This is a genomic window from Arenimonas sp. (assembly GCF_044353605.1).
Taxonomy (GTDB): domain Bacteria; phylum Pseudomonadota; class Gammaproteobacteria; order Xanthomonadales; family Xanthomonadaceae; genus Arenimonas.
Map to the genome: position 1 here is coordinate 1 of NZ_JBILBO010000001.1, position 18479 is coordinate 18479.

The following is an 18479-nucleotide window of genomic DNA, read 5'->3' on the forward strand; positions in this document are numbered from 1 at the left end:
CCTGAGTCGGCCGAACATAGGGTGGCGTCACCACCAAGGCGACATCGGCACCGCTGTCTTTGGCCAGTTTGGTCTGACGGATGGTTTTAGCCGTCGAAGAAAGACCGGTGCCCGCCAGCACAGGAATCCGTCCGGCCACCCGAATTGCAGCCAATTCAATAAGTTGACTGTACTCCTCATCGCTCAATGTAGCGGCTTCGCCGGTCGACCCGGCAACGACTATGGCGGCGGAACCGCTCCGAATCTGCATATCAATTTGGGCACGCCATGCGCCGAGATCGAGCATTCCGGACTCGGTGAACGGGGTGGTCAATGCGGTAATACTGCCTTGCAACTGCACTTTCAGGCTCCTTGGAATTAAAAACGGACCGGGGCTTGCCGGACCGCCATCGAGACTCTATTCTGTGTTTAATATTCTGACACAGATTTCCGTGTCGCAGGAACGCCACTTGAACGAACACGAAACCGCTTCCCCTGCCTCCCCCGCCTCCGGCAATCACTTGCTGATCAGCGCCTACAGCACCTACCCCAACTCGCCGCTCCTGATGGTTTCCAGGCGGATCTCCGAATCAGGTTGCAATCTCGTCGACACGCGTCTGGCGACCGTTGGCCGTGACGTGTCTCTGGTCGCATTGGCGACTGGCAGCTGGGACAGCATCGTCAAACTGGAATCCCTGCTCGCAAAATTCGAGCGTGAACACGACATCAAACTGACCTTCTACCGCACCGGCCCGAAACCGATGCAGAGCAATCTGCTTCCGTATCTGGTGGAAGTGGTTGCGGCGGACAAACCCGGCATTCTGTTCCAGCTGGCCGATTTTTTCGACCGCCAGGGCATCACCATCGAGAACATGCAGTCCAATGGCTACCAGGCCATGCATACCGGGGCATCCATGTTCACGGCACAGCTGACCATCGGCATTCCCGCCAACATGCACATCGCGGCATTACGCGATGATTTTATGGAGTTCTGCGACCATCTGAACCTCGACGCGATCATGGATCCAATGAAATACTGACCTTTCCCTCCTTAAGGAAAACTCAATGACCCGCAGCAAGCGCATCTATGTCCTCGATACCAATATCCTGATGCATGATCCAACCGCGCTGTTTAAGTTTGAAGAACACGATGTTTTCATTCCAATGATGGTCCTTGAGGAACTGGACAATGGCAAGAAAGGCCACTCCGAATCCTCACGCAACGCCCGCCAGGTCAGCCGTTTCCTCAATGAACTGGTCGAATCGCACGGCAACCGCGACATCGCCGAGGGCATCGCCCTGATCCAACCGAAAGGCCTCAATCTGCGTGCCGAACAAAGCGTTGGCAAACTCCACTTCCAACTGAAACAGGTCGAAGCCGGCAAGCGCTTCGGTACGGTGCTGCCCGACAACCTGATCCTCGGTTCAATTCTTCAGCTCAAAGAGGATAATCCGGGCGTGCCGGTCGTACTGGTCTCGAAGGATATCAACCTGCGCATCAAGGCCTCGATTTGCGGCGTCGCCGCCGAGGATTACGAAAACGACCGCGCCATCGATGATTTCAACCTGCTGTTCACCGGCGTACGCGAGCTGGAGGCCGACTTCTGGGAGCGTCATCAGGGCAATCTGCGCTCCTGGACCGATAAGGGCCGTACGTTCTATGAAATACAACGCACACGCGGTGATGACTGGTTCATCAACCAGTTCCTGTATATGCCGGGTGAGGATGAAGTTGAAATGCGGGTCTGCCGCATGGACGGCGATAAAGTCGTGCTGCAGATCGTCGACGACTACCGGACGCCGCAGCATCAGGTGTGGGGAGTGAGTGCCCGCAACCGCGAACAGAACTTCGCACTGAATGCCCTGATGGATCCCGAAATCGATCTGGTCACCCTGCTCGGCACCGCGGGAACAGGTAAAACCCTGCTGGCATTGGCTGCCGGCTTGACCCAGACCATGGACAATCAACGCTATCGGGAAATCATCATGACCCGCGCCACGGTTTCCGTCGGCGAGGACATCGGCTTCCTGCCCGGCACCGAAGAGGAAAAAATGACGCCGTGGATGGGCGCGCTGACCGACAATCTGGAAGTGTTGACCAACACCCAGGAACAGAATTCCTGGGGTCGCGGCGCCACCAACGAACTACTCGCTTCCCGGATCAAGATCCGTGCAATGAATTTCATGCGCGGCCGCACCTTCCTCAGCCGCTGGCTGATTGTGGATGAAGCCCAGAACCTGACTCCGAAGCAGATGAAAACCTTGATCACCCGGGCAGGCCCGGGCACCAAGATCATCTGCATGGGCAACGTCGAGCAGATTGATACCCCCTATCTGACCGAAACCACATCGGGTCTGACCTATGCAGTGGACCGGTTCAAGAACTGGGCCCATTCGGCGCACATCACGCTGCGTCGCGGCGAGCGTTCGCGTCTGGCCGACTACGCGTCAGAGGTGCTTTAAGTCATGGCGCGGATGCCGTCCGTGCTCACCATCGCCGGATCCGATTCCGGCGGTGGTGCCGGCATCCAGGCCGACCTGAAAACCTTTGCCGCACATGGCCTGCATGGCCTGTCGGCGATTGCGGCCTTGACCGCACAAAACACACACGGCGTACAAGCCATCCATGTGCCGCCGCCTTCATTTCTGAAGGCTCAGCTGGATTCTGTTTTTTCCGATTTCGACATCCGCGCAGTCAAAATCGGCATGCTGGCCAATGCCACCATCATCAATGTGGTCGCCGACGCCATGGAACGGTACCGTCCGAAACACATCGTACTCGACCCGGTCATGGTGTCCAGCTCCGGTCACACTCTGTTGGAAACACGTGCCATCCGGCGCCTGGTTGAGCGCTTGCTGCCCTTGGCCACGGTCATTACCCCCAACATCAACGAGGCCTTACTGCTGCTCGATCACAGCATTGACAACGATGAACAAGCCGAAGGCGCGTTGGTCGAATTGCTGGCTCTGGGCGCGAAAGCGGTGTTGCTCAAAGGCGGCCATCTGTCTGGCAAGAAGGTCATCGACCGGCTTGATACGGGAAAAGCACTGTATGAGTTCGAACACCCGCGCTTGAAGGTTTCCGGCCACGGCACCGGCTGTACCTTGGCAGCGGCCATTGCCGCCAATCTGGCGTTGAAGAAATCCCTACCGGACGCCTGTGAAGCGGCAGGCGATTATGTGTTCAGATCCCTGAAACGCGCTTACAATCCGGGAACTAGCGGGCTATCGGTTCTGAAACACCTTTAGTAATGCTTTGATAATTAAAAAACGCGCCGAAGCGCGTTTTTTTTTGAAGTTGCAGGAAATATCAGGCCTTGATGTGCTTGATGATGGCCGCCGCAAAGGTCTGAGTGGTCCCTGACCCACCCAGATCCGGGGTCAGGTGGTCTTTGTCGTTCATGGTATCGATGATGGCCTGTTTCAGGCGGCGGCCGGCATCGACCTGGCCGATGTGCTCCAGCATCTGCACGGCGCCCAGCAGCAGCGCGCACGGATTGGCGATGCCTTTGCCGGCGATGTCCGGCGCAGAACCGTGCACGGCTTCGAAAATGGCGCAGTCCTTGCCGATGTTGGCGCCCGGTGCCAGACCGAGACCGCCGACCAGACCGGCACACAGATCGGAAATGATGTCACCGAACAGGTTGGTGGTCACGATGACGTCGAACTGCTCCGGCTTCATCACCAGCTGCATGCAGGTGTTATCGACAATCATCTCGTTGCATTCGATCTGCGGGTATTCAGCAGCAACCTCACGGGCCACTTTCAGGAACAAGCCGGACGTGCTTTTCAGGATATTGGCTTTGTGGACGATGGTGATTTTCTTGCGACCGAGATTCTTGGCCAGTTCAAAAGCATAACGGACAATCCGTTCGGAGCCTTTACGGGTAATCTTCTGGGTCAGCAGAGCCGTATCACCGTCTTCGGAAATACTCTGACCTTCACCGATGTAGGCGCCTTCGGTATTTTCGCGCACGGTAATCAGATCGATGTTGCTGTAGCGCGACTTGGTGTTCGGAAAGCTGATGGCCGGACGGACATTGGCATACAGATCGAATTTACGACGCAGGGCGACATTGATCGAGGAAAAACCCTCGCCGACCGGCGTGGTGAGCGGGCTTTTCAGTGCGACTTTGTGTTTGATGATCGCGGCCAGCGTGGCTTCCGGCAGCAGCTCACCGATTTTCTCGTAGGCGCTCAGACCGGCATCGACGAAATCATACTGCAGACCGACGTTAAGGGCGTTGAGCACATCCAGGGTGGCGTCCATGATTTCCGGACCGATCCCATCTCCTTTGATGACGGCGATTGTCTGCGACATATGATGATTCCTGGGGTATTGAAGTTAGCCCGCTATTATAGCGGACAAGCTCCTTCGGGAGCCGAACAGAGGCTAAACCACCCGCAAAACAGGGCTTAAGGGCTCAATCGTGCTTGTGCTCGGGAATGGCATGGATGCCCTGCTCCTCGAGCTGGTCGAGGAAGTCGACACCGCGGCGCAGATGCGGGATCACGATTGATCCACCGACCACCAGCGCGACGGAGAATGCTTCGAAAAACTCCTCGCGATTGACTCCGGCCTCCTTGCATTGCGCGATGTGGTAGCTGATACAGTCATCGCAACGAAGCACCATCGATGCCACCAGACCCAAAAGCTCCTTGGTTTTCAGATTCAGGGCGCCGTCCTTGTAAGTCTGGGTATCGAGCGCGAAGAAGCGGCGCACAACCTGATTATCCTCCGACAGAATGCGTTCATTCATGCGTTGACGGAACTCGGTAAAGGCTTTGACGCGGTCTTGTTCGCTCACGGGGCTTGCTCCAGCAGAGGTTGGAAATGTCCGGCACGGTCGAGGGCCACCATATCGTCGAACCCGCCGACATGGGTGCCGTTCACGAAAATCTGCGGTACCGAGGTGCGCTTGGCCCGGGCCATCATCTCGGCGCGGGCATCGGCATCCTGGTCGATGCGGATTTCACGGTAATCCAGCCCGCGGGCTTTCAGGAAATTCTTGGCCGCAACACAGTATGGGCAGACGGCGGCGCTGTACAGGAGGATATCGGCCATGGGGTCCTTGGGATGGCGGGGAACTATGCGCTAGTATGTAAGTCCCAGTGTAAGTGAATTCAAGTGCATAACGGATGAACAGACCCCCCATCTCTCGGAACGGACTGGCCCTAGCGGTATTCGCGGCTCTCTGCGCTTCCGGCAGCATCTGCACAGCCCAGGAGACCGCTTTGCCGGAGCTGGGTTCCTCAGCCGGTGAAATGATCACCCCGGCCCAGGAAGCACAATACGGAGGCTACACCCTGCACCAGTTGCGGCAGATGAATTATGTTCTGGACGACCCCTTGCTGGACTCCTGGTTGCAGACCATGGGGCACCGGCTCGGCGCCAATTCCGACAACCCGAAGCAGCCCTATACCTTTTTTCTGCTGCGTGACCGTCAAATCAACGCATTCGCCACGCTGGGGGGTTACATTGGCACCAACGCAGGCCTCGTTCTGACCGCCAAGACCGAGGACGAGGTAGCTGCTGTAATCAGCCATGAAATCTCGCACGTTACCCAGAAGCACGTTATCCGTTCGGTCGAACGTGCGAAGAAAGACCAGATTCCGATCATGTTGGCCGCACTGGGAGTCATCGTGGCGGCCCAGTCGGCCGGCGGCCCCGGCAAATCCTCGGACAATGCCACGGCGGCTGCGATGCTGAGCGCACAGGCTTTGATGATCCAGCGTCAAATCGATTACACCCGGTCCAATGAGTCCGAAGCCGACCGGATCGGTATCCAGACCCTTTACCGTGCCGGCTACAATCCGGACGCACTGGCCGATTTCTTTGCGCGCATGGAGAGTGTCACCCGCGCCAATGCCGGCGGTTACAATGCCCCGGACTACCTTCGCAGCCATCCGGTGAGCGCCACACGAATCAGCGAGGCCCGCGACCGGGCCCACAAGATGCAGGAAAACCGCGCCGAACTTAACGCCAGCAGGACATCGGTGCCCAGTAATCCGCTATTGCCGGAGTTTGCACAACCCGCCGGAACCCAAAAAGCCGGGGGCAGCAGCGACTTCATCTGGGCCAAGGAACGCATGCGTGTCCTTTCCGCAATCAGTCCGGGAGCCGCCATCATCGAATACCGTCGGGGCATCGATGGGTTCGAAAGCAAACCCAGTGATGCCCACCAATATGGACTGGCCTTGGCCTACATCGCCAACAGGCAAGGCAATGATGCCGAATTACTGCTGGCCGAGCTGGGCAAAAAGTACCCCGACCATCTGTGGATTGCCATCGCCCGTGCGCAGGCGGCACAAGCCGCCAAAAAGCCTTTACAGGCCGAATCACGTTTCGAGCAGCTGGTTTCAAAATACCCAGAAAACCGGGCAGTTGTATTGGCCTATGCCGACTTTCTGCTGGAACTGGACAGTGCCGATAAAGCGCAACGCGCCCAGAACCTTTTACGTCGAATCGGCAGCGATGGCGAGGATTTCGTCTATCAACGCCTTCTGGCCCGGGCCTATGAGCTCTCCGGAAACACCCTGAGGGCGGCCGAGGCCTATGCCGAGGTGGCTTTCCTGAACGGACGGGTCGATGATGCCATCAGCCAGCTCAGTACCCTGCTGAAAAACGATGATCTGGACTACTACCAGCGCGCCCGGGTCGAGGCCAGAATTGCCGAATTCATGCCGATTTCATTGGAGCTGAAGCGTCAGGGCATCAAACCTGAGCAGCAAGGCGGCTGAGTCTGTGACAGGCTGTCATAAAGCCGTCATAATGATTAGATGTAATGCCTTAACTCCCGAGCCTAAGGTCCTGCCGTGCAAGCCCATATCCTGATTGTAGAAGACGAACCGGCCATCCGCGACATGATCGCCTATGCCCTGCGTACTCAGTCCTACCAACCGATCTGCGCCCAGGATGCCAAAGAGGCCGTTCAGGCGGTGTCCGAACGTATTCCGGATTTGATTCTTCTGGACTGGATGCTTCCGGGGACACCGGGCATCGAACTGGCACGGCGCTTACGCCGTGAAAGCAATACCCGCGATGTTCCGATTATCATGCTCACCGCCAAGGGTGAGGAGTCCGACCGCATCGCCGGCTTCGACAGTGGCGTCGATGATTATGTAGTCAAACCCTTCTCGGCACGTGAATTGCTGGCCCGCATCAAGGCCGTGCTTCGCCGCAGCCGTGAAAACGAGGAAGACGGATCGATCGAAGTCGGGCCTTTACGTCTGGATGCCAACCAACAGAAGTTGCTGGTACGTGATGAAAAAGTCCACCTCGGACCGACGGAATATCGTCTGCTGCATTTCATGATGAGCCATGCCAACCGAGTCTACAGTCGGAATCAATTGCTCGATTTCGTCTGGGGCGGCGGCAGCGACATCGAAGACCGGACCGTGGACGTGCATGTCCGTCGGCTGCGCAAGGTGCTGGAACCGTTCCGTCTCGAATCCATGATTGAGACCGTGCGCGGCGCCGGTTACCGCTTTGTCGGACAGCCCCCAGCATCCTGAGCATGCCGAAAGCGACCCTCACCGCATTGGCATGGCGACAGTCCCTGATACTCTGGGGCTTCACTTATGCGATTGGACTCGGCATCGGCTATGCCACGGGCGGCCTCACCGGACTGCTGATCGCCTTCATTTTGCTCTCCACCTTCCAGATTGTCCGCAGCTACCGCAAGCTCGGCCGCATCCTCGACCAGCTGGAGTCGCACGCTCTCAATCCACAGCCTGAAGGCCAGGGTGTTTGGGCGGCGCTGGAAACGCTGATCTATAAAAAGAACCGTGAGCACCGCATCCGGATTGGGCGCTTGGTCCAGATGCTCCGCGGCTACCGGCTTGCCGCTGGCGCCATGCCGGAAGGCGCTCTGGTGGTCAGTCGCGAAACGGGTTACATCGTCTGGTCGAACAAGACCGCGAAGCGAATGCTCGGCCTACATCCGGGCGAGGAAGATGCCAACCTGTTCCGGCTTTTCGATGCCGATGTCAAAAATTGGTTCAATTCATCCGATTCCGAAAAGCCGCTTCTGAACGTGCTTTCACCGGGCGAGCTTGATGCCTATCTCGATTTTTTCCAGCTGCCCTATACACTCGTCAACAGCCTGGTGGTGCTGCGTGATTCAACCAAGATGCGCCGGTTGGAAAAAATGCGGAGCGACTTCGTAGCCAACGTCTCGCACGAACTGCGAACCCCGCTCACCGTCATCCATGGTTATCTGGAACTGATTGAGCAGCAGGAGAATCCGGAACTTCAGACCATCATCGGCGAGATGCAGAAGCAATCCAGCCGGATGAACCACCTTGTCGAGGACCTGCTGAATCTGTCACGGCTTGAGTCCGGAAACATGCTGCCTGAAGAAGCCATCAGTACCGGCACGCTGTTGCACACGCTGCAACAGGAAGCTATCGCACTCAGCCAAGGGCGCCATCAGATTACCCTTGTTCCCGATTACAACGGTCTGTTGATCGGGTCCCCGAAGGACATCCATAGTGCATTTTCTAATCTGGTCTCGAATGCCGTTCGCTATACGCCCACCGACGGCAGCATCGCCATCGGATTTCGCCGGAATGAGGTCAACGGCCTCGATTTCTGGGTACAGGATACCGGTTTCGGCATTCCGGCCGACCAAATCAGCCGGCTGACCGAACGCTTCTACCGTGTTTCAATAAGCCGTTCGCGCGAGCTCGGTGGTACCGGCCTTGGCCTTTCCATCTGCAAACATGTGCTGAATCTGCATCAAGCCGAACTGCACATCGAGAGCACGCCCGGCAAGGGCAGTCGCTTCCTCTGCCGCTTTCCGCCAGAGCGAGTGGCTTAACCGTCCCTGCCTCATCTGTTATGCTTGTTTAAAAGGCCCGACTGAAACTCATGAGCGATATTAACGATTATTCCGATTCGGACCTGTTCCTGAACCGCGAGCTGTCGCAGCTGGAGTTCAATTTCCGTGTGCTTGCACAGGCCCAAGATCCTGTAATTCCGTTGCTCGAACGCCTGAAATATCTGTGCATTTCCTGCACTAACCTCGACGAGTTCTTTGAAATCCGTGCCGCAACCGTTAAAACTGCGCTTCAGTACAAGGCGCCGCTGCTGCCGGACAACATGGATCCGCAGTTGGCTCTCGACAAAATCTATTTGCTCTCAAACCGGCTGGTCAAGGCGCAATATGCGCTTTGGAACGAGGTCCTGCGTCCGGAGCTGGCGGCCGCAGGCGTCCGCATCCTCGACCGTGCAAATTGGAATGCCACACAGCGACGCTGGCTTCATCACTATTTCAAGACTGAAGTGCTCCCCATCCTGTCGCCGTTGGCGCTCGACCCGGCGCATCCATTTCCGCAGATTCTCAACAAAAGTCTCAATGTGGCCGTGGTTCTGGACGGCAAGGACGCTTTCGGCAGACGCGGGGGCATCGCCATCGTAAGAGCTCCGCGTTCATTGCCGCGCATCATCCAACTGCCGGAATCGGTATCCGGCGGCCGTGACGATTTCGTATTCCTGTCGGCGATGCTCAGTGAATTCGTCGGGGACTCGTTTCCGGGCATGAAGGTAAAAGGCGCCTATCAGTTCAGGGTGACCCGCAATTCCGAACTGTTCGTCGATGAAGAAGAGGTCGAAAACCTCGCCAGTGCGCTCAAGGACGAGCTGCATTCACGCGGTTACAACCCCGCGGTCCGACTGGAGATTGCCAAGGACTGCCCGAACCGCATCGTCCAGGTACTTCTGGAAAATTTCAATCTTGCCGAAAATGCGGTATCCAGAATCAACGGACCGGTCAATCTCAATCGCGTGATCCAGGTCTATGACATGGCGAAGCGTGCCGACCTCAAGTTCCCGAATTTCAAACAGGGGCGCTCCACGCTCGATGAAGAGGACCCGTTCGGCAGCATCCGCAGCGGAGATATCCTGCTGCACCACCCCTATCAGAGCTTCAATGACGTTCTTGACGTGTTGCAGCATGCCGCCAGCGATCCGCATGTGCTTGCGATCAAACAGACGCTTTACCGGACCGGCAAGGACTCAAAAATCATTGAGCACCTGATAACCGCCGCGCACAACGGCAAGGATGTTTCGGTCGTGGTCGAACTACGCGCGCGTTTCGATGAAGAAGCCAATCTCAATCTTGCTAACCGCCTCCAGGAAGCAGGCGTTCAAGTGATTTACGGCGTCGTCGGCTTCAAAACCCACGCCAAGATGATGCTGATTGTCCGGCGTGAGGGCAAGACATTGCGCCGTTACGCGCACTTGGGTACGGGCAATTACCATGCCGGCACCGCGAAGGTGTACACCGATATCGGTCTGCTGACCTGCCATCCCGGAATCACCCAGGACGTGCACTCGATTTTCCAGCAGCTGTCCGGCTTGAGCAAGCCGATTGCGCTGAAACATCTGCTGACTTCGCCTTTCACCCTGCACGCAAGTCTTCTCAAGAAAATTAAACGCGAAGAGAAACTTGCCCGCGAGGGAAAGAAAGGTCACATCATCGCCAAGATGAATGCCATCAACGAGCCTGAGGTCATCAAAGCGCTTTATGCGGCATCCCAGGCCGGCGTCACCATTGAATTGATTGTTCGCGGCGCCTGCTGCCTGCGCCCAGGCGTGCCCGGACTATCCGATAACATCACCGTCCGCGCCTTGGTCGGCCGCTTTCTCGAACACAGCCGTGTCTACTGGTTCGCCAATAATGGTAAATCCGAGATTTACTGTTCCAGCGCCGACTGGCTCGAGCGCAATCTGCTGCGGCGTGTCGAAACCTGCTTTCCGGTAATCGAACCCGAACTTGCCCAACGGGTCTTTACTGAAGAACTCGAATACTACCTTCGCGACAACTGCCAATCCTGGATGCTGAATGCGGACGGAAGTTACCGGAAAATCGTCCGTGCCGAGTCCGAACCCGTGTTCTGTGCGCAGGCCCGCCTTCTCTCCGAACTCTGCCGGAAGCGATGAAAAACAGCCGCTACAATCCAGCACTGAAAGATGGCGACCTGGTCGCCGCGGTCGACCTCGGCTCGAACAGCTTCCATATGGTGGTGGCCCGGCATGTGCTCGGGCAGCTGCGCATCATCGACCGCATCAAAGAACACGTCATGCTTGCGGACGGACTCGATGCGGACAAGAACCTGAACCCGAAAGCGGCCAAACGCGCACTCGATTGCCTTGCACTGTTTGGTCAACGTCTGGCCTATGTCAAGCCGGTCAACGTGCGTGTAGTCGCGACCAACACCATCCGCACCATGGTCAATCCCGATGCCTTTCTGGCCAAGGCCGAGGCCGCCATCGGGCACCGCATCGAAGTCATCGCCGGCCGTGAAGAGGCGCGGCTGATCTATCTCGGCGTCGCGCACGACAAGCCGCCGGGAAAAGGTAAACGTCTGGTCATCGACATCGGCGGCGGGTCCACGGAGTTCGTGCTTGGCCGAGGCTTCGATATCATCGAACGTGAAAGTCTGCAGATCGGTTGCATCGCCAATCTTCACCGCTTTTTCCCCGGCGGAAAGTGGACTGCGCGCCAATGGCAAAAGGCCAAGAACCAGATTGCAGTCGACATGCAGCCGTTCGTGCGCAACTACCGCAACCAAGGATGGAAGGAGGCTTACGGCGCTTCGGGCACCATCAAGGCTCTTTCCGATATTGCTAAAAGCCGTGCAATGAGCGACGGGACCCTTACCCTGAAGACATTGCAGCTGCTGCGCCAGGAGCTCATCGAGTTCGGAACGATGCAGAACATCCGTTGGCCGCAGATTTCAGTGTCGCGGAGACATTCCATTGCGGGCGGCCTGCTCACGCTTGAAACCGCCTTCGAAGAGCTGGGTATCGAAAGCATGCAGACCAGTGATTATGCACTGCGTGAAGGCGCGCTCTTCGATATACTCGGCCGCAACAAAGACCATGACCCGCGCCTGGGCTCAGTCAAAGCGCTGCAGGAACGCTATTCCATCGACATGGAGCAGGCTGAGCGGGTCGAACATTACGCACTGACTCTGTTCGATCAGGTCCGGAAGTTCTGGGATCTCGATGCGATAGACCGGGAAACCCTGTCCTGGGCATGCAAACTCCATGAAATCGGGCTCGCCGTGGCCCATAGCCAGCATCATCATCATGGCTCTTACCTCATCGAGCATTCCGATATTTCCGGCTTTTCCAAGACCGAGCAGCACCAGATCGCAGTTCTGATTCGAAACCAGCGCCGAAGCATCCATTTCAAAAGCCTGCTGACCCTGAACGAATCGCGGGCAATCCGCGCGCTGCGCTGTATTCTGCTATTACGGCTTACCATTCTGCTTTACCGCAGCCATTCCGCTGAAAAAATTCCAAAGCTCAAGCTGTCAGTCGTGCACTCCAAGCTTCAGTTCGAAATCCCACGCAAATGGCTGGCCAAACATCCGTTGACACGGTCGGACCTCGACAATGAAATCGCCTACCTGAAGGCCGCGGACATCGCGCTGGCCGTCATTGAGAAGTAAATGAATTATCTGCACGGATTCCATGCCGGCAACCATGCCGATGTCCTCAAACATATGGTATTGCTGGCGTTGCTGGCACGGCTGAGACAGAAGGAAAAGCCTTTTTTCGTGCTCGATAGCCATGCCGGACGCGGCCAGTATCTCATTCAAGGCGAACAGGCGCGCAAAACCGATGAAGCCCGTGGCGGCATCTTCAAATTGATTGTCCTGAAGAAACTCCCGGAAGTGCTCAACAACTACCTTAAGCAGGTGGAAAGGGTCAATCCTGTCGGTGGCCTCATCAACTATCCGGGCTCACCGCTTCTGATTGCGCAGCAGCTTCGTGACAGCGACCGACTGGTGTGCGTGGAAATGCAGAAAGGCGAAGCCGATGCCCTCAAACAGCTGTTCGCGCACGACGGGAAGGTACAGGTGCAGCAAGGGGACGGCTATCAGGCGGTCAAAGCGCTGTTGCCGCCCACGCCACGCCGCGGCTTGGTGCTGATTGACCCGCCCTACGAAGCCCAGGAACAGGAATACACACAGATCCTGCAGTGTCTTCAGGACGGTCTCAGTCGTTGGCCGACCGGTCAGTTCGCGGTCTGGTACCCGATCAAACAACGCGCAGCAATCAAATTCTTCCTACGCAGGGCTGCGCAACTGCCCTGCCAGACTGCTCTGGCGGTCGAACTTCTGGTGCGTCCCGATAACTCGCCGCTACGGATGAACGGCAGTGGCATGCTACTGATCAATCCACCCTACCGTATCGATGCCGATCTGCACCCGGGCATGCGGCAACTGGCCGAACTGCTCGACGACGGCGGATCCTCGTTCACCATGAAGTGGCTCAAAACCGAGAATCCCGAAGCCGCAAACTGATAAAATGGCGGCATGAGTTCCGCCTTGCTGCCCTTGCCAGCACCCAATCACCTGCTGACTACCGTCAAGTCACCGCCCAATGGGGCGGCCCTGGCTTATGTCATCCAAGCCCAAGCTATGGCACATCACCGTCTGCAGGTGGTGGTGGTGTCCGACAGTTACCGGGCACAGCAACTGGAGCAGGATCTGCGCGCCCTTCGCACCGAACTGCCCATCCTGCACTTTCCGGATTGGGAAACCCTGAGCTACGACCAGTTCAGCCCCCATCCAGATCTGGTTTCCCAGCGTATAGATTGCCTATACCGGCTGCCCCAAAGCAACCGGGGAATTCTTGTAGTTCCAGTAACCAGTCTGATGCAGCGCATTACGCCCGTGGACTGGATTGCCGCCCAGGTGCTCGACCTATCCGTCGGAATGAAGCTCGACCTTCAGGCCGAACGCGGACGTCTGCAGAAATTCGGATACCGGCACGTTCCGCAAGTGATGGATGCCGGTGATTTCTCGATACGTGGTTCCATCCTGGATCTGTTTCCTGCCGGATCGGCCTTTCCGATACGCATTGAACTGCTGGATGACGAAATCGAATCACTTCGTTTGTTCGATCCGGAATCCCAGCGCTCGGGAGAGACCCGGAAAAGCATCAAGCTGCTGCCGGCCCGCGAATTTCCACTCGATGCACAGGCCTGCAAACATGCGCGCGAACAGTTGCTTGAACGGTTCGAGATCAACCCCCGGAACTGCGGCCTTTATGCCGATCTTAAAGAAGGCGTAGCACCGGCCGGAATCGAATACTACCTTCCGCTTTTTTTCACCGAAACCGCCAGTCTGATCGACTACCTACCCGCGGACTTCGATTTGCTGCTTGCACCCGATGTCCTGAATGCCTCAGATCAGTTCTGGCGGCAGACCACCGAACGCTATGAACAGCGGCGGCACGATATCGAGCGTCCGGTCTTGGCACCGGCTGAGTTGTATTTCACACCCGAGGCCCTGCGTGCCCGCTTCAACCAGCATCACCGCTACCAGTTGCTCAGTGCAGATGAACCCGGCTATTCGGCCGCGGCAACCCTGGCCCTGACACCGCCATTCAGCGGCGCATGGCTTGATTCGGCACGAAAATCCGGGCAGGCCCTGATCGATTTCCTCGTGTCCTATCCCGGAAAAGTGATTCTGGCCGCCGACAGTGCCGGCCGCCGGGAGTCCCTGAAAACACTTTTCAAGGATGCCGGCATCGACGCCATGATGGCAAGTGATTGGCAGGAAGCCTTCCATGCCGCCGAACCCCATCGGCTGATGCTGACCAGCGCGGACCTGTCGGACGGTTTCAGTCTAATCACTCCGCCACTGACGGTTCTGACCGAGCGTCAACTGTTTCCCGAACGCGTCAACCAAAGCCGGCGCCGGAAAAACAAACAGAAAGATCCCGAGGCGATCCTGCGTGATCTCAACGAAATCAGCATCGGTGCACCGATCGTGCATGAAGACCACGGTGTCGGGCGTTATCAGGGTTTGGTCAGCCTTGAAACCGGCGGCATGCCCGGTGAATTCCTCAGCATTGAATATGCCAAAGGCGACAAGCTCTATGTGCCGGTCGCACAACTGCATCTGGTATCGCGCTACTCCGGGACCAGCGCCGAGCATGCCCCGTTACACAGTCTGGGCGGGGAGTCTTGGGATAAGGCCAAGCGCAAAGCTGCGGAAAGGGTCCATGACGTAGCAGCCGAACTGCTGGAGATCCAGGCCAAGCGCCTGGCCCGGGAGGGTTTCGCCCTGGATACCGAGCGCGCACTTTACGAACGTTTTTCCGCTGGATTCCCGTTCGAGGAAACACCGGACCAGGAACAGGCCATCGAGGCAGTGCTTTCAGACATGGCGCAGGCGCATCCGATGGACAGGGTGGTCTGCGGCGATGTCGGCTTCGGCAAAACCGAGGTGGCGTTGCGGGCTGCTTTTGTCGCCGCCATGGCCGGAAAACAAGTGGCAGTTCTGGTGCCGACCACGCTGTTGGCGGAGCAGCATTTCCGGAATTTCAGTGACCGATTCGCCGATTGGCCGATCCGCATCGAGGTGCTTTCCCGTTTTAAAAGCACGAAGGAAATCAAACAGGCACTCGATCTGCTCGCCGTCGGTAAAATCGATATCATCATCGGTACGCACCGGCTTCTACAGAAAGACGTGGCTTTCGATCGTCTTGGACTGGTCATTGTCGATGAGGAACAACGCTTCGGTGTTCGCCATAAGGAAACCCTGAAAGCATTGAAAGCGGACGTGCATTTGCTGACACTGACCGCCACGCCGATACCGCGCACACTGAACATGGCAATGAGCGGCCTGCGCCAGCTCTCCATTATCGGAACCCCACCCGCGCACCGTGTCGCGGTCAAGACTTTCATCTGCCCCTGGGACCAGAATACGCTTCTTGAGGCATTCCAACGTGAACTGGCCCGCGGCGGCCAGGTTTATTTTCTGCACAACGACATCGATACCATCGAGAAAACCGCCGCTGACCTCGAAACCATGTTGCCGGACGCACGCATCCGCATCGCCCATGGACAGATGCCGGAACGGCAGTTGGAAAAGGTCATGCTGGATTTCCATAAGCAGCGGTTCAACGTTCTTGTATCTACCACCATCATTGAATCCGGTATCGACATCCCAAGCGCCAACACCATCATCATCAACCGCGCTGACCGTTTCGGACTGGCCCAGCTACATCAGTTACGCGGCCGCGTCGGACGATCGCATCACCGCGCCTATGCCTACCTGATTGTGCCGGATCTCAAACGGATTACAGCCGATGCCCGGAAACGTCTGGACGCTCTGGCTTCGCTGGAAGAATTGGGCGCCGGTTTTACCCTGTCGACCCATGACCTTGAAATACGCGGCGCAGGCGAACTTCTCGGGGAAGGACAATCCGGCCAGATCACCGAAATTGGATTTGCACTGTACGCACAGTACCTGGAACGCGCTGTGGCTTCAATCAAGGATGGAAAAATCCCCGACGTGCTGGCCGCCATGCCTGCAAGTGCACAAGTCAACCTGCACAGCCCCGCGTTGCTTCCGGAAAGCATGATCGATGATGTACATACGCGCCTGATGCTTTACAAACGCATCGCTTCGGCCAAATCACCCGCCGATCTTCAAGAACTTCAGATTGAAATCATTGACCGTTTCGGTCTGTTGCCACCGGCAGCGGAACACCTGTTTTCCTGTGCCGAATTGCGCTTGATGGCAGAACAACTCGGTGTTCATCGCATCGACCTGCACGATACAGGAGGCTATCTGGCATTCGCAGCCAAACCCTCCATCGACCCGATATCCGTCATCCAGCTGATTCAACGCAATCCGAAGACCTATGCGATGCAGGGATCGGACCGCTTGAAGATCGCCAATAAAACTGAAAACGGCGAGCTACGCGCGCTGTTCCTGCGCGCCCTGCTGACGCAGCTGGGAGCAAGACCTTGAATGCCGGAAAATGCCGCAACGCCGCAATGCTTGCGCTGTTGATCAGCGGGGCGGTGTCTGCACAGAGCCATACGGTTTTTCTGGTACGTCATGCCGAGAAAGCCACCGAACCGGTATCCGACCCGCCACTCAGCGCGGCTGGAATGCAGCGTGCTGACACCCTCGCCCACCTGCTTGCCAATGCCAAACCCGTTGCAATCTACACCAGCCAATACCAGCGCACGCAACTGACCGCGAAACCGTTGGTCGATGCCGTCGGCATCGCCATAACGGTCGTACCGATTGATAAAGCCACCGCCACCGAATATCCGCAACAGTTGCGGGAACAGATCTGTGCACAGGCGCCCGACAGTAATGCCGTGATTATCGGTCACAGCAACACGATACCCGCCATTGCCACGGCCTGGACAGGCCATTCGGTTCGGCCGATTGCCGATGATGAATATAATCGAATACTAATGCTCAAGCTAAAGGAATGCATCGTCGTGGAATCACTCGATTTACGGTATTGAATAGATATTCCAAGGATTTACGCTAGAATCTGACCAAACACCATAAGGAAACAGCCATGAAAAGAGCAGTCTTGATATTGGCCGTCTGTGCAGCGCTGAGCGCGTGCGGCAACAAGGAAGAAGCAAGGAAAGCCGAAGCGGACTCCAAGGTCCTTTATGTCTACAACTGGAACGATTACATCGCCGAAGATACCGTGGCCGGATTCACCAAGGAAACCGGGATAAAGGTCGTCTACGACAGTAACGAAACCTTGGAAGCGAAACTGCTTTCAGGTTCCTCCGGCTACGATCTGGTATTTCCTTCCGCCCGCCCGTTTGCCGAAAAGCAGATCGCCGCTGGCGTCTACACAGACCTGGACAAGGGCGCACTCGCCAATCTGGGCAATCTCGACCCGGCGATTCTGAAATCGCTGGGAGCCATCGATCCGGGCAACGCCAAGCTCGTCCCCTACATGTGGGGCACCACGGGTATCGGCTACAACCTGAAAAAAGTCCGTGAAATCCTCGGGCCGGATGCCGCAATCGACAGCTGGTCGCTGGTTTTCGATCCTGAAACCGCCGGCAAGCTGGCGCAATGCGGCATCGCCGTTCTGGACGATCCGGAGGATGCCATCTCTTCGGCACTGCTATGGAAAGGCGTGGATCCGAGGGTTTCCGACAGCAAAGCGCTGGAAGCCGCAAAACAGGCCTTCCTTGGCACGCGTGCCAACATCAAGTATTTCCACTCCTCGCAGTACATTTCCGATCTCGCCAACGGTGACATCTGTGTTGCTATGGGTTACTCCAGAGACATATTCCAGGCGCGTGACCGAGCCGAAGAAGCCGCAAACGGTGTTGAAATCGAATTTTTCATTCCAAAAGAAGGTGCTGTTCGCTGGGTGGATGTCATGGCTATTCCTGGCGATGCCAAGAACAAGGCCAACGCCATGAAATTCATCGATTATCTATTGCGACCCCGGATTGCCGCGGATATCAGCAATTACGTGTCCTATGCCACTCCAAACACCCCGGCAAGGGCCCTGCTCGACCCCGAACTGGCTGCCGATGAGTCGGTGTATCCGAATGCCGAGGTCAGTGCCAAGCTGGTCGATCCGGTCAGTTTCCCGGCGGATGTACAGCGTGAGCGCGTGCGTTTGTGGACGACCATCAAAACCGGAAAGTGACTCACGAAGCACATTGAATTAAAAATGAACCCGCTCCGCC

At 57.0% G+C, this 18479-nt stretch carries 16 protein-coding genes; 12 read left to right on the plus strand and 4 right to left on the minus strand.

Annotated elements, in window-relative coordinates:
* Positions 1 to 340: dihydrodipicolinate synthase family protein (locus ACIQ1A_RS00005; protein WP_395769028.1), on the minus strand; the 340-nt coding region annotated here is incomplete at its 3' end.
* Positions 341 to 449: 109 nt separating this feature from the next.
* Between ACIQ1A_RS00005 and ACIQ1A_RS00010 the strand changes: the two genes are divergently transcribed.
* From ACIQ1A_RS00010 to thiD, 3 genes are read left to right on the plus strand one after another with little or no spacing between them, the layout of a single operon-like run.
* Positions 450 to 1019 carry a glycine cleavage system protein R gene (locus tag ACIQ1A_RS00010; protein WP_395769029.1) on the plus strand — a complete coding sequence of 190 codons (570 nt, stop codon included), beginning with the start codon at positions 450 to 452 and terminating at the stop codon, positions 1017 to 1019.
* A 25-nt stretch (positions 1020 to 1044) separates the two neighbouring features.
* Positions 1045 to 2442 (plus strand): PhoH family protein, encoded by a 1398-nt coding sequence (locus tag ACIQ1A_RS00015; protein ID WP_395769030.1) that lies wholly within the window; start codon positions 1045 to 1047, stop codon positions 2440 to 2442.
* Between the two features lie 3 nt (positions 2443 to 2445).
* The gene (gene thiD, locus ACIQ1A_RS00020) at positions 2446 to 3228 is read left to right on the plus strand and encodes a bifunctional hydroxymethylpyrimidine kinase/phosphomethylpyrimidine kinase (protein ID WP_395769031.1); all 783 of its coding nucleotides are present in this window, start codon (positions 2446 to 2448) and stop codon (positions 3226 to 3228) included.
* Between the two features lie 61 nt (positions 3229 to 3289).
* Here the strand turns inward: thiD and ACIQ1A_RS00025 are convergent, their stop codons facing one another.
* The 3 genes from ACIQ1A_RS00025 to grxC form a co-directional block, all read right to left on the minus strand.
* Positions 3290 to 4300: an isocitrate dehydrogenase gene (locus ACIQ1A_RS00025; RefSeq protein ID WP_395769032.1), complete on the minus strand. Its 1011-nt coding sequence runs from the start codon at positions 4298 to 4300 to the stop codon at positions 3290 to 3292.
* Between the two features lie 103 nt (positions 4301 to 4403).
* Positions 4404 to 4739, minus strand: coding sequence for a carboxymuconolactone decarboxylase family protein (locus ACIQ1A_RS00030; protein ID WP_395769266.1), 336 nt, complete (start codon positions 4737 to 4739; stop codon positions 4404 to 4406).
* Between the two features lie 44 nt (positions 4740 to 4783).
* Positions 4784 to 5044 carry a glutaredoxin 3 gene (gene grxC, locus ACIQ1A_RS00035; RefSeq protein ID WP_395769033.1) on the minus strand — a complete coding sequence of 87 codons (261 nt, stop codon included), beginning with the start codon at positions 5042 to 5044 and terminating at the stop codon, positions 4784 to 4786.
* 74 nt (positions 5045 to 5118) lie between these two features.
* Between grxC and ACIQ1A_RS00040 the strand changes: the two genes are divergently transcribed.
* The 9 genes from ACIQ1A_RS00040 to ACIQ1A_RS00080 all read left to right on the plus strand — a co-directional run bounded on the left by ACIQ1A_RS00040 (position 5119) and on the right by ACIQ1A_RS00080 (position 18439).
* On the plus strand, positions 5119 to 6720 hold the full coding sequence (locus ACIQ1A_RS00040) for a M48 family metalloprotease (protein WP_395769034.1): 1602 nt from the start codon (positions 5119 to 5121) through the stop codon (positions 6718 to 6720).
* A gap of 75 nt (positions 6721 to 6795) precedes the next feature.
* Positions 6796 to 7494, plus strand: coding sequence for a phosphate regulon transcriptional regulator PhoB (gene phoB, locus ACIQ1A_RS00045; RefSeq protein ID WP_395769035.1), 699 nt, complete (start codon positions 6796 to 6798; stop codon positions 7492 to 7494).
* A 2-nt stretch (positions 7495 to 7496) separates the two neighbouring features.
* Entirely contained in the window at positions 7497 to 8801 is a 1305-nt protein-coding gene (gene phoR / locus ACIQ1A_RS00050) for a phosphate regulon sensor histidine kinase PhoR (protein ID WP_395769036.1), read from the plus strand.
* A 50-nt stretch (positions 8802 to 8851) separates the two neighbouring features.
* Positions 8852 to 10924: a polyphosphate kinase 1 gene (gene ppk1 / locus ACIQ1A_RS00055; protein WP_395769037.1), complete on the plus strand. Its 2073-nt coding sequence runs from the start codon at positions 8852 to 8854 to the stop codon at positions 10922 to 10924.
* Positions 10921 to 12441, plus strand: a complete 1521-nt coding sequence (locus ACIQ1A_RS00060; protein WP_395769038.1) for an exopolyphosphatase — start codon at positions 10921 to 10923, stop codon at positions 12439 to 12441. Before ppk1 ends, ACIQ1A_RS00060 begins: the two co-directional genes overlap by 4 nt.
* Positions 12442 to 13299: a 23S rRNA (adenine(2030)-N(6))-methyltransferase RlmJ gene (locus ACIQ1A_RS00065; protein ID WP_395769039.1), complete on the plus strand. Its 858-nt coding sequence runs from the start codon at positions 12442 to 12444 to the stop codon at positions 13297 to 13299.
* Between the two features lie 12 nt (positions 13300 to 13311).
* The gene (gene mfd, locus ACIQ1A_RS00070) at positions 13312 to 16764 is read left to right on the plus strand and encodes a transcription-repair coupling factor (protein ID WP_395769040.1); all 3453 of its coding nucleotides are present in this window, start codon (positions 13312 to 13314) and stop codon (positions 16762 to 16764) included.
* Positions 16761 to 17276 carry a phosphoglycerate mutase family protein gene (locus ACIQ1A_RS00075; protein WP_395769041.1) on the plus strand — a complete coding sequence of 172 codons (516 nt, stop codon included), beginning with the start codon at positions 16761 to 16763 and terminating at the stop codon, positions 17274 to 17276. The genes mfd and ACIQ1A_RS00075 overlap by 4 nt, the downstream gene beginning before the upstream one ends.
* A gap of 56 nt (positions 17277 to 17332) precedes the next feature.
* Positions 17333 to 18439, plus strand: a complete 1107-nt coding sequence (locus tag ACIQ1A_RS00080; RefSeq protein WP_395769042.1) for a polyamine ABC transporter substrate-binding protein — start codon at positions 17333 to 17335, stop codon at positions 18437 to 18439.
* The last annotated feature ends 40 nt before the right edge of the window (positions 18440 to 18479 follow it).

Excerpts from the sequence above, each read along its gene's own strand:
- ACIQ1A_RS00030 (WP_395769266.1), bottom strand. The coding sequence starts at position 4,739 with ATGAATGAACGCATTCTGTCGGAGGATAATCAGGTTGTGCGCCGCTTC.
- thiD (WP_395769031.1), top strand. The coding sequence starts at position 2,446 with ATGGCGCGGATGCCGTCCGTGCTCACCATCGCCGGATCCGATTCCGGC.
- ppk1 (WP_395769037.1), top strand. The coding sequence starts at position 8,852 with ATGAGCGATATTAACGATTATTCCGATTCGGACCTGTTCCTGAACCGC.
- ACIQ1A_RS00015 (WP_395769030.1), top strand. The coding sequence starts at position 1,045 with ATGACCCGCAGCAAGCGCATCTATGTCCTCGATACCAATATCCTGATG.
- ACIQ1A_RS00025 (WP_395769032.1), bottom strand. The coding sequence starts at position 4,300 with ATGTCGCAGACAATCGCCGTCATCAAAGGAGATGGGATCGGTCCGGAA.
- ACIQ1A_RS00080 (WP_395769042.1), top strand. The coding sequence starts at position 17,333 with ATGAAAAGAGCAGTCTTGATATTGGCCGTCTGTGCAGCGCTGAGCGCG.
- phoR (WP_395769036.1), top strand. The coding sequence starts at position 7,497 with ATGCCGAAAGCGACCCTCACCGCATTGGCATGGCGACAGTCCCTGATA.
- ACIQ1A_RS00060 (WP_395769038.1), top strand. The coding sequence starts at position 10,921 with ATGAAAAACAGCCGCTACAATCCAGCACTGAAAGATGGCGACCTGGTC.
- ACIQ1A_RS00065 (WP_395769039.1), top strand. The coding sequence starts at position 12,442 with ATGAATTATCTGCACGGATTCCATGCCGGCAACCATGCCGATGTCCTC.
- grxC (WP_395769033.1), bottom strand. The coding sequence starts at position 5,044 with ATGGCCGATATCCTCCTGTACAGCGCCGCCGTCTGCCCATACTGTGTT.
- mfd (WP_395769040.1), top strand. The coding sequence starts at position 13,312 with ATGAGTTCCGCCTTGCTGCCCTTGCCAGCACCCAATCACCTGCTGACT.
- ACIQ1A_RS00040 (WP_395769034.1), top strand. The coding sequence starts at position 5,119 with ATGAACAGACCCCCCATCTCTCGGAACGGACTGGCCCTAGCGGTATTC.